General features: G+C 68.0%; 9 protein-coding genes and 1 pseudogene. 5 read left to right on the top strand and 5 right to left on the bottom strand.

The window, feature by feature from the left end; all coding sequences use genetic code 11:
* The first annotated feature begins 294 nt into the window (after positions 1 to 294).
* From AZL_RS33565 to AZL_RS21320, 3 genes are read left to right on the top strand one after another with little or no spacing between them, the layout of a single operon-like run.
* A complete protein-coding gene (locus AZL_RS33565; protein ID WP_052293729.1) occupies positions 295 to 2,925 on the top strand; it encodes a tetratricopeptide repeat protein in 2,631 nt (876 codons plus the stop codon).
* Positions 2,922 to 4,055 carry a glycosyltransferase family 9 protein gene (locus tag AZL_RS21325; RefSeq protein WP_012976534.1) on the top strand — a complete coding sequence of 378 codons (1,134 nt, stop codon included), beginning with the start codon at positions 2,922 to 2,924 and terminating at the stop codon, positions 4,053 to 4,055. The genes AZL_RS33565 and AZL_RS21325 overlap by 4 nt, the downstream gene beginning before the upstream one ends.
* On the top strand, positions 4,052 to 5,077 hold the full coding sequence (locus AZL_RS21320; protein WP_012976533.1) for a hypothetical protein: 1,026 nt from the start codon (positions 4,052 to 4,054) through the stop codon (positions 5,075 to 5,077). Before AZL_RS21325 ends, AZL_RS21320 begins: the two co-directional genes overlap by 4 nt.
* 198 nt (positions 5,078 to 5,275) lie before the next feature.
* On the opposite strand, the gene AZL_RS21315 is transcribed toward AZL_RS21320, so the two are convergent.
* Entirely contained in the window at positions 5,276 to 10,105 is a 4,830-nt protein-coding gene (locus AZL_RS21315; RefSeq protein ID WP_012976532.1) for an NAD-glutamate dehydrogenase, read from the bottom strand.
* 364 nt (positions 10,106 to 10,469) lie between these two features.
* Entirely contained in the window at positions 10,470 to 11,381 is a 912-nt protein-coding gene (locus AZL_RS21310) for a LysR substrate-binding domain-containing protein (RefSeq protein WP_012976531.1), read from the bottom strand.
* A 130-nt stretch (positions 11,382 to 11,511) separates the two neighbouring features.
* On the opposite strand from AZL_RS21310, the pseudogene AZL_RS34580 reads away from it, so the two are divergent.
* Positions 11,512 to 11,954 (top strand): annotated as a pseudogene (locus tag AZL_RS34580) (transposase); the annotation flags it as partial.
* Between the two features lie 134 nt (positions 11,955 to 12,088).
* Here the strand turns inward: AZL_RS34580 and AZL_RS21300 are convergent.
* From AZL_RS21300 to AZL_RS21290, 3 genes are all read right to left on the bottom strand, one after another.
* The gene (locus tag AZL_RS21300; protein ID WP_012976529.1) at positions 12,089 to 12,952 is read right to left on the bottom strand and encodes an SDR family oxidoreductase; all 864 of its coding nucleotides are present in this window, start codon (positions 12,950 to 12,952) and stop codon (positions 12,089 to 12,091) included.
* A gap of 16 nt (positions 12,953 to 12,968) precedes the next feature.
* Positions 12,969 to 13,778 (bottom strand): enoyl-CoA hydratase/isomerase family protein, encoded by an 810-nt coding sequence (locus tag AZL_RS21295; RefSeq protein ID WP_012976528.1) that lies wholly within the window; start codon positions 13,776 to 13,778, stop codon positions 12,969 to 12,971.
* Between the two features lie 180 nt (positions 13,779 to 13,958).
* Positions 13,959 to 15,299, bottom strand: a complete 1,341-nt coding sequence (locus tag AZL_RS21290) for an IS1380-like element ISAzs3 family transposase (protein WP_012973088.1) — start codon at positions 15,297 to 15,299, stop codon at positions 13,959 to 13,961.
* Positions 15,300 to 15,329: 30 nt separating this feature from the next.
* Here AZL_RS21290 and AZL_RS21285 point away from each other — a divergent pair, with 30 nt between their 5' ends.
* Positions 15,330 to 15,818, top strand: coding sequence for a hypothetical protein (locus AZL_RS21285; protein WP_042444419.1), 489 nt, complete (start codon positions 15,330 to 15,332; stop codon positions 15,816 to 15,818).
* Positions 15,819 to 15,839: the final 21 nt, after the last annotated feature.

Raw genomic sequence — 15,839 nt, 5'->3', positions numbered from 1 at the left:
ATGCGGTCTGGGCCGGGTTCCGCAGCGGCTGGAGCCGCTTTCCGACGCTGGGCGACTTCCGCGAGGCGCTGGCCGCCCTGCCGCCGGCGGCGGAAAGCCGCGCCGCCGACGATCTGCGGCGTCTGGCGACACGGCTGCGCCAGGAGCAACGCCTGCGTGCCCGCACCGAGGAACAGCGCCGGCGCAGCCGTGCCCGTGACGTGGCACTGGCCGCGCGGCAGCGCGAACTGGCGCTTGTCCAGGCCCGGCCCGACCAGCATTATCCGCCGGACCACCAGAGAGTGTCGCCAGCGGATGAAACAGAACCATCGGCCGACGGGGAGCGTCGACACACAGACGCTGCTGACCCGTGCCGTCACCCATCATCAGAATGGACAGTTGGCCGAGGCGGCGACGCTCTACGATCAGGTGTTGAAGCGGTCGCCGAGACAGGCGGACGCCTTGCATCTGTCGGGGCTGATCAAGGCGCAGACGGGGGCCCTGGCGGAGGGGATCGAGCGGATCCGGCAGGCGGTGAAGGCCGACCCGCGACAGCCGCTGTTCCAGACCAACCTGGGCCGTCTGCTGGAAGCGGCGGAGCGGTGGGAGGAGGCGGCGACCGCCTTTCGTTCCGCCGCCCTGTTGACCCCGCTGGATCCGGCGCCGCCCCGGATGGAGGCGGCGGCACAGACGCGCCTGGGCCGGCATGGGGCCGCGGCCCAGGCATTGTCGCGTGTGATGGTTCTGGAACCGGCGGATGCCGAAAGCGCCGGCAACTTGGGCGACTCTCTCTACGATGGCGGGCGCCTGCTTCCCGCCGCGGCGTGGTATGGGCGGGCGGCGAGGCTGGAGCCACAGCGGATCCTTGCGGCCTTCAACCGGGGAGCCGCCCTGCGCGATGCCGGCCGGATCGGCGAGGCGCTGGCGGTCTTCCGCGAGTTGGCCGGGCGGGCGCCGCAGATGGCGGAGCCGTTGGAGCAGTGCATGCAGCTCGGCCAGCGGCTGGGCAACGGCGAGGGCGCGATGCCGGCCGCCCGCCGTCTGCTGGCCCTCAGTCCCGGCCACGCGGCGGCGCTGCGGACCCTGTGCATGGTCGAGACGCCGCCCATCCGAGAATTGCGGCGGCTGGTGCGGCTGGATCCTCTGGCGGAGGAGGTGGTGCTGACGCTGGCCGGCCGGCTTTATGGCGGCTGGACGCTGGCGGCGGAGCGGGCCTACAGGCACGCGCTGGTTCTGGACCCGACGTCGGGGCTCGCCTTGTCGGGACTGGGGTTGGCTCGGGCGACGGCAGGGCTGGATGGAGCGACGCAGGCGGCCCGACGCGCGATGCGCGTGGCGCCCGACGATGCGGTGCTGGCCGTCAATGCTGGATCGGCTTTCCAACTGGACTTGCGACCCGATGCGGCTCTGTCCTGCCACCGCCGGGCGCTCGCGCTGGAGCCGGGAAACGCGGCGGCCTGGGTCAATGTCGGGACGCTCCGGCTGGATGCCAACGCGGCGGAGGAGGCGATCACGCCGCTCAACCGGGCGCGGCGGCTGGCGGATCCTGGACAGCTGGCGCTGGCATATTCGAATCTCGGCGTCGCCTGGATGGCGCTCGGGCTGCATGGGCAGGCGGTGGCGTCGTTCCGCGCTGCGCTCGACCGGGCGCCGGACGATGCGGTGATCCGCTCCAACATGCTGTTCTGCCTGTGTTTCGACGAACAGGCCGATCCGGTGGAGGTCTTCCGCGAGCATCGCGCCTTCGAACGCCATCTGCCCGCCGTCCCCGCCGCCCCCCATATGGTGGAGAGCCGCGATCCGGAGCGGCGCCTGCGCATCGGCTACCTGTCGCCGGACTTCCAGCGCTATCCGGGGCCGGGCTACCATTTCCTGCTGCCGCTGATCGAGGGGCACAACCGCGGCGCGGTCGAGGTCACCTGTTATCACAACGACCGCAGCCGCGATGCCACCACCGACCGTTTCCAGGCGGCCGCCGACCGCTGGCGCGGCGTGGCGGCCTTGTCGGACGAGGAGCTCGACCGGCAAATCCGGGAGGACCATATCGACATCCTTGTCGATGCCGGCGGCCACATGTCGCGCAACCGCATGCCGCTGATGGCCCGGCGGCCGGCGCCGTTGCAGGTCAGCCTGCCGCTCTATCCCAACACCACCGGTCTCGGCGCCGTCGATTACCAGTTCGCCGATCCCCGCCTCGCACCGCCTCAGGCGGACGCGCTGCATGTGGAGGAGCTGATCCGGCTGCCCGGCTGCGTGCTGTGCTACCGGCCGGCGGAATCCGTCTTCGCGCCGCCGGCCCGGCCGCCGATGGAGCGCAACGGCCACATCACCTTCGGGTCCTTCAACAACATCACCAAGGTGAATGCCGCCACCATCGCGCTGTGGGCCCGGCTGCTGGCGGCGGTGCCGACGGCGCGGCTGGTGTTGAAATGGCGGGGGCTGGGCGATGGCGGTGGGGCCGGCCTGCGTCTGCTGGCCGCCTTCGCCCAACACGGCATCGAGGCGGAGCGGCTGGACCTGCGCGGCATCACCCCCGATCCCTATCAGGACTATGTCACCATCGACGTGGCGCTGGATCCAGCCTTCGCCAATGGCGGGACGACGATCTGTGACGCGCTGTGGATGGGGGTGCCGGTGTTGAACCAGAGCGGGCCGACCAAGATCGGCCGCTGGGGGGCGACGATGCTGGATGCCGTCGGGCTCGGCGAGCTGGTGACACGCGACGACGGGGAGTATCTGGCCCGAGGCGTCCGGCTGGCGACCGACCGCGCCTTCCTCGATGCGCAGCGCGGGAACTTGCGCGAACGGATGCGGCGGTCGGCCCTGATGGACGAGTTCGGCTATGTCCGCGCGGTGGAGGCTGGCTACCGCGCCGCCTGGCGTCGCTGGTGCGCAGGTTTGCCAGCGGCCGCCTTCGATGTGGGGGAAGGGGAGGGCAGGGCATGAGCGTCCGTGATCTGGCCGGCGTCCGCAGCATCCTGGTCGTCAAGCTGGACGAGGCCGGCGATTTCGTGATCGCCACCCCCTTCCTGCGTGGCCTGCGTGCCGCCGCGCCCCAGGCGCGCATCCTGCTGGCGGTGCGCGAGACGGTGGCGGATCTGGCCATCACCTGCCGTTGGGTGGATGGGGTGGTGGCACCCAGGCCGAAGGAGGGCGGCGGCATCGATTTCCGCGGCATCACCCCCGGCGGGTTGGCGCTGTTCGCCGAGTGCTATCGCGCCGGTTTCGATCTGGCTCTGGTGCCGCGTTACGACTTCGACCGCCATGGCGCGACGACGCTCGCCGCCAACAGCCGGGCAAAGCTGGTCGCCGGCTTTGCCGAACGGGTCACGCCGTGGAAGGCGGAGGGCAACCGGGGCTTCGACCGCGCCTATGGCGTCGCCATCGCGCCGCCGCCCGGCCGGCACGAGGTGGAGCAGAACGCCGCCCTGTTGGAGGCGATCGGCGCCCGGCCGGATCTGGGGCCGCTGGAGCTGACCCTGACGGCGGAGGATCGCGCAGAGGCGCGGCGGCTTCTTGGAGCGGGTGATGGGCGGCCGCTGATGGTGGTTGCGCCGGGCGCCGCCAGCCCGCGCCGCGACTATCCGCCCGGCCCGCTGGCCACCGTGGTTGCTACCGTCGCCGGACGTCTCGATGCCCGGATCGCCGTGCTGGGCACGGAGGCGGAGCGGCCGGCGGCCATCGCGCTTGCCGGGGCGTTGCCGGAACGGACCATCGACCTGACCGGCGCCACCCCCCTGCGGGTCGCCGCCGCGCTGATGGCGGAGGCCGTGCTGGCGATCACCATGGATTCCGCCCCCGCCCATCTGGCCGCCGCCGCCGGGGTGCCGGTGGCGGTGTTCTCCTGCCATCCGGTTGGCGGCGATCCCAATCATTTCCACGCCCCGGACCGCTTCCGCCCCTGGACCGGCGGCCGGGACGGGCGCGCGCTGGTCCTGCGCCCGGATGCGGCGGTGCCACCTTGTTCCACCTCCTGCACGGCCGCCGACGCGCATTGCATCGCCGCCATCGATCCGGCGACCGCCGCCCGGCGCATCCTGTCCCTGGCGACCATCTGCGGGGAGGAGCGGCGATGAGCGGCCCGACCATCCATGTTTCCTTCCCGCGGCCGCCGGATGCCTATCCGGCCGTGCTGCACTGGCACGCCCAGCTCAGCCGCCATGTCTTCGCGGCGCTGCAAGGCCGGTTCGGTGGGCGGGTGCGCTTCTCTCCCTGGGAGGCGCCGCTGGAGCCGACGGGCCGCGACGTGCTGGTCTCCTTCCTGCCGCATCCGGCGCTGAAGGACTGGAAACGCTCGGTTCTGATCGAGAATTCCAATTTCGATGTCGACAAATGGCGCTTCGCCGCCTTCCGCCGCTTCGGCCTGAACGCGCCGGTTGATTGCGTGCGTGAGACCGAGGACTGGATGCGTCATCAGTTCGCCGCGCTGGTGTTGAGCAACGACGTCGCCATCCGCCGCGTCGCCCGCCGTGATCCGCAGGTGGCGGCCTGTCACGACCATATGGCCTCGCTGGTCCGGCATCTGTCGATCCACCCGCACCCCATCGACAAGGTGGAGTTCTCCCGCCTCGCCACCGGCTTCGCCCTGCCGCCGAAGGTGCGGATGCTGGTCTATCACGCCGGTCCGCGCAAGAATTCCGCGGAGCTGATCCAGACCCTGCGCGCCATCGGTTTGCAGGAGAACAGCGATTTCAGCGTCGTCGCCCATGTGCCGAAGGACCGCGCCGATCTGATGGCCTTCCTGCGCCAGAATTTCCTGGTCGTCGGCAACGGCTCCTACTCGGAGACCGGGCCGATCAACATGATCGAGTATCTGCTGTCGGGCTTCGCCATCTACGGCCATGACGACTGGTGGGACGGGGCGGGGAATCCGCGCTTCGCCTGGAGCTACGAACCGGCGGCGCAGGAGGCGAACCGGGAAAATCTGCGCCATATCTTCCACGAGCTTGGCCCGGCCGGGGTCGCCGCCGAACGCGACCGCGTGCGCACGGTGTTTCTGGAGCGTACCGACAATGACTGGCCGGCGCTGCTCGGCCCCGTCTGCGACCATGTCGAGGCACTGCTGGACAGCGACCATCCTGGCCATATCGGCGGTTGAGCCGATTGCTGGCTGAATGGCCGCGAAAGTTGCTTTCGAAAAAGAAAGTGGGCGGACCCCGTAGGATCCGCCCGAGGCGAGGAGACCGAAAGCCGGTGCCCGAACGTGCCTGCGAAGGCACCGGCGCTCCGGAGACCCGGCGGCGTGACTGTGCCGCCGGGCCGCCCGAACCGAGCGTCTCCTATCCCTGTGACAGCATTACCCCGCAATGAGCCCGCGCAGCTGCCGGTTGGCGACCGCCAGCATGGCGAGGTCGACCGCCGGCTGGGCCCGCAACTCGGCCAGAAGCTGCTCGACCCGCTCCACCACCAGCTTGCGGCTGGCGATCCAGCCATCGACCGCCGAGGCCTCGTCGCCGGCACTTTCCAGCACGCGGACGGTGAGCGCGCTCTGGTGGGCGAACAGGTCGTCGACGATGGCGGCGACCGCTTGGCGCTGCCAGTGGTTGTCGACCTTGGCGGTGCTGGCGCGGTCGCGCAGCCATTCCAGGCCGAAGCGGCGGCCGAGACCGAAATAGACCGAGGCGACGCCTTCCACCGCGCGGCCGGTGCGCTCGGCGATCCGCACCAGATCCGGAGCGGCGGCCAGCACCGGCAAGGCGGCGATCCGGCGGGCCAGATCCTCCGGTACGCCCTGGGCCATGGCATCGGCGATGCGGGTGGCGAGGCGCGAGGATTCCTCGGCGTCGAGGAAGCGGTCCAGGCCGGCGCCCAGGGCCTCGACCCCCGGACGGAAGGCGGCGGATTCGCGGCCGAGATCCAGCGGGTGCGGGCTGTGCGCCAGGAACCAAGCCACCGCCCGTTCCAGCAGATGGATGGTCTCCAGCATCAGCGCGGTCTGGAGGGCCGCCGGCACGGCCGTATCGAGCGCGTCGATGGCGTCCCACAGCGGGCGAAGCTGGAAGACGTCGCGGGTGATGGCGTAGGCGCGGGCGACATCCGCCGGGCCGAGGCCGGTCTTCTCCACCATGTCGCGGACGAAGGTGGGGCCGACGCGGTTGACCAGACTGTTGGTGACGGCGGTGGCGATGATCTCGCGACGCAGGCGGTGGCGGAAGATCGCCTCGCGCTGGCCCTCGCGCAGCGGCTGCGGGAAGTAGCGCAGCAGGTCATCGACCGTCGCCGGATCGTCCGGCAGCTCCGACGCCAGCAGATCGTCGTACAGCGTGATCTTGGCGTAGGCCAGCAGCACCGCCAGCTCCGGCCGGGTCAGGCCGCGGCGTTCGGCCATCCGCTGGGCCAGCTCCTCGTCGGTCGGCAGATACTCGATGGCGCGGTTCAGCCGGCCGGTCTTCTCCAGGTTGCGGATGAAGCGCAGCTGGGCTTCCAGCAGGCCGGCGCCTTGCGCCTCGGCGATGGTCAGGGCCTGGGTCTGGCGGTAATTGTCGGCCAGCACCAGCCCCGCCACCTCGTCGGTCATGGCGGCCAGCAGGGTGTCGCGCTGCTTCAGCGTCATGTCGCCGCGCGCCATGACGTCGCCCAGCAGGATCTTGATGTTCACCTCATGGTCGGAGGTGTCGACGCCGGCCGAATTGTCGATGGCGTCGGTGTTCAGCCGCACACCCCGGCCATCGCGTCCCTTCTGGGCGGCCTCGATGCGGCCACGCTGGGTGACACCCAGATTGGCGCCCTCGCCGATCACCTTGGCGCGGATCTGGCCGCCATCGACGCGCAGCGCGTCGTTGGCCTTGTCGCCCGCCTCGGCGTTCGTCTCGGTCGAGGCCTTGATGTAGGTGCCGATGCCGCCGAACCACAGCAGATCGACCTCGGCCGTCAGCAGGCGGCGCATCAGCTCGGCCGGCGACAGATGGGCCTGTTCGATGCCGAAGCGGGCGCGGACCTCCGCCGTCAGCTCCACCGTCTTGGCGCTGCGCTCGACGATCATGGCGCCGGTGGACAGCTTGGAGCGGTCATAGTCGGCCCAGGACGAGCGGGGCAGGGCGAACAGCCGGTTGCGCTCCTCCCAGCCGGTCGCGGCGTCGGGATCGGGGTCGAGGAAGATGTGGCGGTGGTCGAAGGCCGCCAGCAGGCGGATGTGGCGGGACAGCAGCATGCCGTTGCCGAACACGTCGCCCGACATGTCGCCGACGCCGACGACGGTGAAATCGGTGGTCTGGATGTCGGTGCCCATCTCGCGGAAATGGCGCTTCACCGATTCCCAGGCGCCGCGGGCGGTGATGCCCATCGCCTTGTGATCGTAACCGGCCGAGCCGCCCGACGCGAAGGCGTCGCCCAGCCAGAAGCCGTGATCGACCGATACCCCGTTGGCGATGTCGGAGAAGGTGGCCGTGCCCTTGTCGGCGGCGACCACCAGATAGGGGTCGTCGGCATCATGGCGCACGACCTCCTTCGGCGGAACGACCACGCCGTCGGCCGACAGGTTGTCGGTGAGGTCGAGCAGGCCGCGCATCAGCGTCTTGTAGCACTCGATGCCTTCGGCCAGGGCGGCCTCGCGGCCGGCGCTCACGGGCGGGGGACGCTTGACGACGAAGCCGCCCTTGGACCCCACCGGGACGATGACGGTGTTCTTCACCATCTGCGCCTTCATCAGGCCGAGGATCTCGGTGCGGAAATCCTCACGGCGGTCGGACCAGCGGATGCCGCCGCGGGCGACCTTGCCACCGCGCAGGTGGACGCCTTCCATGCGCGGGCTGTAGACGAAGACCTCGACCCATGGACGCGGCAGCGGCAGCTCTTCGATCGACCCGCTGTCCAGCTTGAAGGACAGGTGCGGCTTCGGCGCGCCGTCCGGCCCGGTCTGATAGGCGTTGGTGCGCAGGGTGGCGCGGATCAAATTGACGAAGCGGCGCAGGATGCGGTCGTCGTCCAGATTGGTGACGGCGTCCAGCGCGTCCTCGATCCGCTCGAGGATCGGCGCTTCGTCGACTAGGTTCCTGGGGTCGAAGCGGGCGGCGAACAGCCGGGCCAGCAGGCGGGCGGTCTGCGGGTGGGCGGCCAGCGTCGCTTCGATGGTGTCCTGGGCGTAGGCGAAACGGGCCTGCTTCAGGTATTTGGCATAGGCGCGCAGGATCGTGACCTCGCGCCCGGCCAGCCCGGCGCGCAGCACCAGACGGTTGAAGCCGTCATCCTCCATCCGGCCGTCCCAGATGTCGGCGAAGGCCTCCTGGAAGGTCTGCTTGACCTTGACGCAGTCGACGGCCAGGCCGGTCTGGGTGCGGGCCGAGAAGTCGTGGATCCACACCGACGGGGCGCCGCCGGCCGGGCGGACCTCATAGGGCTGCTCGGTGATGACCTTCAGGTCCATATGCTCCAGCATCGGCAGCACGTCGGACAGCGGCACCGGGCGGCCCTGGTGGTAGATCTTGACGTGCAGCTCGTCGCCGTCGGCCTCCAGCGGGTGGAACAGCACGATGCCGAGGCGCTGTTCGGCCAGCACCCGTTCGATGCGGTCGATGTCGTGGACCGCGGCCTCCGCCGTGAAGGTCTCGCGGTAGCCGGCGGGGAAGGCGTCAGCATAGCGGCGCAGCCGGGCGTTGCCGGCCTCCTCGCCCAGCGCCTCGACCAGGGCGTCACGGATGCGGTCGGCCCAACTGCGGGAGACCTGGACCAGCCGCGCCTCGATCTCGCCGATGTCGACCGCCGGGGTCTGGCCCGGTTCCGTCTTCACCATCAGGTGCAGGCGGGCGAGCGCGCTGTCCGACAGCTGGGTGAAGTAGGAGGTGCAGGTGCCGCGGAAAGCGGTTTCCAGCACCGACTGGATCTTGCGGCGCAAAGCCGTGTCGTAGCGGTCGCGCGGCACGAAGACCAGGGCGGAGACGAAGCGCTCGAACGGATCGCGGCGGACGAACAGGGCGAGCCGCTGGCGTTCCTGGAGATAGAGGATGCCGACCGCCGTTTCGAACAGCTCGTCCGCCGGGGTCTGGAACAGCTCGTCGCGCGGGTAGGTTTCCAGGATGTTCAGCAGCGCCTTGCCGTCATGGCCCGACGGGTCGAAGCCGGCGCGCTCCATGACGCGGGCGACCTTGCGTCGCAGGAACGGGATTTCGCGCGGGCTGCGGTTGTAGGCGACGGAGGTGAACAGGCCGACCGCCAGCGTGACGCCGACCACCTTGCCCTGGTCGTCGAAGCGCTTGACCAGGATGGCGTCGAGCGGGACCGAGCGGTGGACGGTGGCCTGCCGGGTCCCCTTGGTCACCAGCAGCGCGCGGGGCTGATGCAGGAAGGCGCGGATTTCCTCCGGCAGGACGGCGGCATGTCCATGCTCGTCGAACACGGTGACCTCGGGGTCGCGCAGCACGCCGCTGCCGCTGCCGTCGACCAGCTCCAGCCATGGCTCACGGCCTTCGTCGCCGATGGCGGCGGTGTAGAGGCGGCTGCCCAGCAGGGTCATGTTGCCGTCGTCGACCCAGCTCAGGAAGTCGGCCGCCTCCTTGGATTCCTCGGCGTCGGGGGCGTGGGCGATGTCGTCGCGGGCGGCGCGCACGCGCTCGCGCATCGGCATCCAATCCTCCACCGCGGCGCGGACGTCGGTCAGCACCCGTTCGATCCCCTCGCGCAGACGGGTCTGGGCGGCCGGGTCCGACAGCGGGTCGATCGAGCAGTGCATGAAGGACTCGTCCCGCGCGCCCTCTTTCTCCTCACCCGATTCCAACAGCTCGACGATGCGGCCGTCGGCGTCGCGGACGACGCGGGTGACGGGATGGATGACGAGATGGACGGTGACGCCCTGCCGGTTCAGCTCCGCAGTGACGGAATCGACCAGGAAGGGCATGTCGTCATTGACGATCTCGACCACCGAGCGTTCGGCCTGCCAGCCATGCTCGTCCAGCCGCGGCGCATAGACCCGCACCTTGGGCCGGCCGGCTTCGCGCTGCTGACCCCATTGCCACATGGCGAGAGCGGCGCCGTAAAGCTGTTCCGGCGTGCCGCGCAGCAGGTCGTCGGGGGGCACGTTGGCGTAGAAGCGCTGTACGAAGCGCTCCGCCCGCGCATTCGGAACCCGGCTGCGCACCAGTTCGGCCAGCTGTTGCCGCAAGTCGCCCGCCAGATCCTTCGTCGCCGTCCGCATGATGGTGATTGTCTCCTCTCGGGTTTTCTTTGGATTGGTAGTACCATCCCCCCACCGGTATTTCGACGGCAAATAAACGGCAGGATTTCTGACCAAGCGGCGAATTGCACTCCTTTGGGGTTATTTTTCCAAAGATTTGGACAATCCGGTGACATATCCACCGAATTTATCCATGGTTCATTCACACACGCGTGCTGGGCAATGGCGCGGCAAAGGCGCACAGCGTTCATCCGCCGCACCCGGCGGTCACCGGAAGACGGGGCCGGGCGCGGCGAAGCCGACTCGATTCGTCGGCATCGGCCATTTGCCGGCAAGATGATGGAAAATCAGGAAAAGGGACGGCGGGAAGCGTCAGTGATATTGACTAAACGGTCTTTCCGGTTCCAGCCGGCGCGTTTTCGGACAAGCAATCGACAAGCCGGCGGGCATGGGCGGAAAGATCAGCGAAGTTGCGGGCGCACAGCACCAGCAGGCGGGGCGCCCAGGGGTCGGTCAATGGCATGACGCGGAGGCCGCTGCTGTCGAGCGCGCGCAGCGCCGCGGTTTCCGGGACGATGCCGACCCCGACCCCGCGCTCCACCAGACGGCAGAGCGCCACCGGTCCCCGCACCCGCACGCGGTAGGACAGGCTGCGGCCGGCCCGGGTGGCATGGCTGTTCAGATAGTCCTGAAGCGCGCTGCCGGCGCTAAGACCGACGAAGGGTTCATCCAACAGCTCGGCGAAGGCGACACCGTCGCGTTCCGCCAACCGGTGGCGCAGCGGCAGGACGGCGACGAGCCGGTCGCTGCGGAAGGGGCGGGTCTCCAGCCTGCCGAGATCGACCATGTCGGCGACCACCCCCAGATCCGCCAATCCAGCGGCCACCGCCTCGACGATGAGATGGCTCGGCCGTTCCTCCAGATCGATGTCGATGCTGGGATTGTCGGCCAGGAAGCCGGCCAGCGCCTCGGGGAGGAATTCATTGATGGCCGCGGTGTTGGACAGCAGCCGGACATGGCCTTTCAGCCCCTTGGCATATTCCGCCAGCTCGCCGCGCATCCGCTCCAACTGGTGCAGCACGAGGCGGGCATGATGAACAACCGCCAGCCCGGCCGGGGTGGGGCGGACGCCCCGGCGCGAGCGTTCCAAGAGGGGAATACCGAGAGTCTCCTCCATCCCGCGCACCCGTGCGCTGGCGGATGCGAGCGCCATGGCGCTGCGCTCCGCCCCGGCGGTGATGCTGCCGGTTTCCACGATATGCAGGAACAGCCGCAGGTCGGTCAGGTCGAAGCGCATGGTCTGTTTGGATGGAACCATAAAGTGTTACGAGAGCACCCATATAATGCACTCGGGGGAACCACAAAATGGTGAGATGGTCCCCGTTTCCCGGACAGTCGGGGTTCGCCCAGGAAGAGGGACGGCCCCGATGACGGGGAAACGGAAGCGGTATTCGGCGGAGTTCAAGGCGAAGATGGCGCTGGAGGCGATCCGGGGTGAGCTGACGGTGTCGGAACTTGTGGCCAAGCACGGCGTACACCAGACGCTGATCAGCGCCTGGAAGAAGCAGGCGATGGAGGGGATGGCTGGTGTGTTCGCCGGCAAGGCGGAAGCCGCTGAAACCAGCCATCAGGGCGAGGTGGAGAAGCTGCACGCCATGATCGGCCAGTTGGTCGTGGAGCGGTATTTTTTGCGCAAGGCCTCCGGTCGATGAGCATCGGTCGGAGGCGGGAGCTGGGCGAGGCGGATCGTCCGCGTCTGTCGATCACCCGACAGTGCGAGCTGGTTTCGATCAGCCGGTCCAGCTACTAAGGAGCGGCCAAAGGCGAGCCGGCCGTGAACCTGGAGTTGATGCGGCTGATCGACGAGCGGGGGCACACTCAACCGGAACAGATTGGCGGCGTGACACGAACCTGAACCAAGCTTATTCCAGCCGCCAAACTGTCCGGGAAATGGGAGCCAGCTCAGACGACGATTGCGAGCTATTCGACCATGATCGAGAAGCGTCAATCGAAAGTGATTGGGGCCTGATCCGGCAGAAAGATTTGAGCGACGTTGTCGATGAAGTCCTGAACCGTGGGGAGCTCATCGCCAGGTCGGAAGCCCGGTGCCGACACCACTTTCAATTCGTGAAATTTGGTTCCGGAAATAGCGACGGTCTTTCCGGACAATGGCTTGGATGCATCGCTGACCATGTAGAGAACAGCCGGCGCAATGCGGTGGGGTTGCCACTTCTCAGCCAAATCCGGAGGCAGCAGTTTTTCGGTCAGGCGGGTTGTCGCGGTCGGTGCGATCGTCCAGACACGGATTCCGAATTTGGCGCCTTCGATGGCAAGTACGTTGCTCAAACCCCAGATGCCTGCCTTGGCGGCGCCGTAGTTCGATTGCCCGAAATTGCCAAGCAATCCAGAGGCCGACGAGGTGTTGACGATCACACCGCCACCGCCGTTTTCCTTCATCCAGGCGAAGATTGGCCGGGTCACCGCATAAGTGCCCTTCAGATGGACACGGACAATGGCGTCCCAGTCCTCTTCCTCCATCTTGATAAAGCTTTTGTCGCGCAGAATGCCGGCGTTGTTGACGAGAATATCGACCCGTCCGAAGGAATCGATGGCCGCTTGAAGCAGAGCGCTTCCGGTTGCCGGGTCGGCGACATCGCCACCATTGGCGACGGCTTCGCCACCATGGTCGCGGATTTCCTTCACCACCATTTGAGCGGCCGGTGATCCCTCGCCGCGCCCGTCTGCGGAGCCGCCGAAATCATTGACGACGATTTTGGCTCCCTCGCGGGCGAACAGAAGAGCGTATTCGCGACCGAGTCCGCCGCCCGCGCCGGTGATGATGGCGACCTTGCCGTCAAGCAATCCCATTTTTTCTTCCCCTGTTTCATCGTCTTGCGTTGCGGTCCGGATTCCAGGCCGGTTGCCGCCTTTCCATGAATGCCCTCGGCCCCTCCTCGAAATCGGGGTGGCTCCATTGAAGGCGCAGCAAATTCCAGCCATGTTCAAGCGACCGTTCATAACCGCTTTCCAAAGCCCCCCAGATCGCCTGCTTGGACAGGCGCAAGGCGTTGGGCGAGTTGGCTGCGATGGCTTTGGCCAATTCCCGCGCCCGCGCCATTGCCGATGGCGCGTCGGGTTCCAGCAAATCCACCAATCCCACTTGGAAAGCGCGCTCCGCAGTCATCCGATAGTTACGTCCGGCAAGCGTCAGCAGCAGCGCCGTGCCAAGCGTGGACCGTCGGGCGATGCCGATGTTCTCCAACGCGCCGACCTGGCCGACGCTGGTGTGTGGGTCCATGAACGACGCCTTGGCAGAGGCGACGACGATGTCGCTGTCGACGACGAAATGGAAGCCGCCACCGGCCACCAACCCGTTCACGCAGCAGATGACCGGCTTCCAGACCTTGTTCTGGTGGGGAGAGAGGTGATTGACCTCCTGGAAGGTGCCGTGTTGCAAGGCGTCCGCCTCGCCGGTCTTAAGGGCCGACACCGAAGCGCCGGTGCAGAAATGGCGCTCGCCCGCGCCGGTCACGATGACAACCTGCACGTCCCGGTCGTCGTCGACACGGCGCCAGAGCTCCCGCAACCCGCGATGCATGTCCCAGGTCAGAGCGTTGCCCTCGTGGGGTCGCGATAGCGTGATCGTGGCGACGCCGTCCTCAACCGCGTACAGCAGTCCTTCTGGTAAATTCATTCGATGCTCCTAGCCGCCTTTATTCACCAGGGTGGCGAGCGGTCTGGTCGCCGCGTTGAGATGATCAACGTTGGGCTGTATGGGCGCGCGTCGTCGGCCGCCGCGCTGACGGCGGCGTGACGGTGTCGGAGTTGGTGGTGGAGGGGATTGGGTGACGGCTGGGGCACGCTGCCCCGGTGCTCAGCAGATGAGCCGGGGCATGCGGCCGAGGGCGAGGTGGATGATCGCCTGATCAGGCGCGCTGGTCGGCAGGTGCACCTTGATCTGCGTCTTCATCTCCACGATACGCGCGGCGGTCTTCACCAAGCGCAGCCGCAAGGTGTCGAATTGCACCGTGCGCCAGCGGGAGCGTTTCGGCATCAGCGAGCGCAGGCTCCACAGCAGCCAGTACGCCCCGGCGTGCAGGAACAGGCGGAACTGGTTGGCCGTCGCCTTGGTGCAGGAGGTCCGGTCTGCGGCAAGGTGGGATTTCCAGGCTTTTATATGATTTTCCGCCTGTCCCCTCGCGCAATACAGGCCGGCATACAGCCAGCGACCCGTGCCGTGGCGTAGGTTGGTGACGATGAAGCGGCTGTCGGTGCCCTGGTCTCCTGCCTCGACGCGCGCGACGATGCGGCGGACCCGGCTCCAGGTGCTGGCCCCGTCATAGAATTCCTTGAAGCGGCGCACCTTGTCGGCTCCGGGCATGGCCTGGAAGCGCGCCGCGGTGCTGGCCTCCAGCGTGGTGACGTGACGGCGCAGTGTGCTGCTGGTCGGCAGACCGAGCACGTAGTCGAGCCCCTCCGCCTCGCACCAGTCCAGCACCTCCGGGCAGGCGTAATGGCCGTCGGCGCGCAGCAGGATCTCGGTCTTGGGCCAGTTTGCCCGAATGGCGCGGAGCAGGCGACGCAGGAAGGTCCGGATCTCCGTCCCCTTGGGCCGCTTGGCTGGGCGCAGCACAGCGGTGACAAAGCGGCCGTTGCCGTCGAAGACAACGATGGGCTGGAAGCCGTACTCGTCATAATGGGCGTTGAACAGGCGCAACTGCTGACCGCCATGCACCGTGTCGAAGGTGTCGTCTACATCCAGCACGATGCGCTTGGGCACCTGGCGAAAGGACGCGCAGTAGAGATCGACCATGGCTCGGCCCATGCGCAGCAGTGCGCGGGTATCCGGCAGGTTCTCCAGGCGCGAGATGGTGGCTTGCGAGCAAAGGTCACGCTCGGACGGCAGGCGTTCCAGGGCCATCTTGAACAGCGGGTCGGAGCGTAGGCTGCCGGCGTCGTTGCCGTCCTCGTAGCCCGCCGCGATGGCCAGCAGGCGAAAGCCGATGATGTCGGCCAGCGAATGCACGGTGCGCGTTGGATCGCGCGGGTCCTCAATACAGGCGGCCAGCCGATCGGCAATCCGCAGCCGCTTCGCCACCTCCCGCAGCACCAGCAGCCCGCCATCGGAGGACAGGCGGCCGCCATCAAAGCGCCCGATCACCGGCTTTCCAGCAACGGGTGACAGGCCGGGCAGCGGCAGGGTATGATCAACCATGGCGGGTGGGCGCTCCGGAAACGGCAGGAGTTGGCGTCAGCACCCAAATCCTACGGCCGCTCAACGGATGCCGCTACACCCGCCAACCCTCATGAATTTTCCCGGCTAGGGCGGCTTGGGCGCAAGAGCGGCGGCGGCTTCTATGATTTCCCGCCGGGAGCGCGCAAGCATCTTTGGCCCGGTCTGGCCGAACTTTATCCCGTCGCGGCCGAACAGCCGGGGGTTGACGAGGTGAAGCGCCGTCTGTTGTGCATCCAGGCGCTGGAGACGGCGCGTTGCGTCGAGGAGGGTGTGATCACCGATGCCGCCGGGGCGGATCTCGGGTCGATCCTGGGACTCGGTTTCCCCACCTGGACAGGGGGGACGCTGTCCTACATCGACACCGTGGGGCTTCGCGCGTTCGTCGCCGCGTGTCAGGAATTGGCGGAGCGCCATGGGCCGCGCTTCCTTCCGTCGCCCTGGCTGGTCGAACGCGCTGCGCGCAACGAAGCGTTCCTGCCGGTGGTCGGCTCTGCCTGAGCGGTTGGACGAAGGGAGACG

It is taken from the genome of Azospirillum sp. B510, from assembly GCF_000010725.1.
Taxonomy (GTDB): domain Bacteria; phylum Pseudomonadota; class Alphaproteobacteria; order Azospirillales; family Azospirillaceae; genus Azospirillum; species Azospirillum lipoferum_B.
Note: the sequence above shows the minus strand (reverse complement) of the source record. Positions and strands in the feature narration are given on the sequence as shown.

Excerpts from the sequence above, each read along its gene's own strand:
- AZL_RS33565 (WP_052293729.1), top strand. The coding sequence starts at position 295 with ATGAAACAGAACCATCGGCCGACGGGGAGCGTCGACACACAGACGCTG.
- AZL_RS21325 (WP_012976534.1), top strand. The coding sequence starts at position 2,922 with ATGAGCGTCCGTGATCTGGCCGGCGTCCGCAGCATCCTGGTCGTCAAG.
- AZL_RS21320 (WP_012976533.1), top strand. The coding sequence starts at position 4,052 with ATGAGCGGCCCGACCATCCATGTTTCCTTCCCGCGGCCGCCGGATGCC.
- AZL_RS21315 (WP_012976532.1), bottom strand. The coding sequence starts at position 10,105 with ATGCGGACGGCGACGAAGGATCTGGCGGGCGACTTGCGGCAACAGCTG.
- AZL_RS21310 (WP_012976531.1), bottom strand. The coding sequence starts at position 11,381 with ATGCGCTTCGACCTGACCGACCTGCGGCTGTTCCTGCATATCGTGGAA.
- AZL_RS21300 (WP_012976529.1), bottom strand. The coding sequence starts at position 12,952 with ATGGGATTGCTTGACGGCAAGGTCGCCATCATCACCGGCGCGGGCGGC.
- AZL_RS21295 (WP_012976528.1), bottom strand. The coding sequence starts at position 13,778 with ATGAATTTACCAGAAGGACTGCTGTACGCGGTTGAGGACGGCGTCGCC.
- AZL_RS21290 (WP_012973088.1), bottom strand. The coding sequence starts at position 15,299 with ATGGTTGATCATACCCTGCCGCTGCCCGGCCTGTCACCCGTTGCTGGA.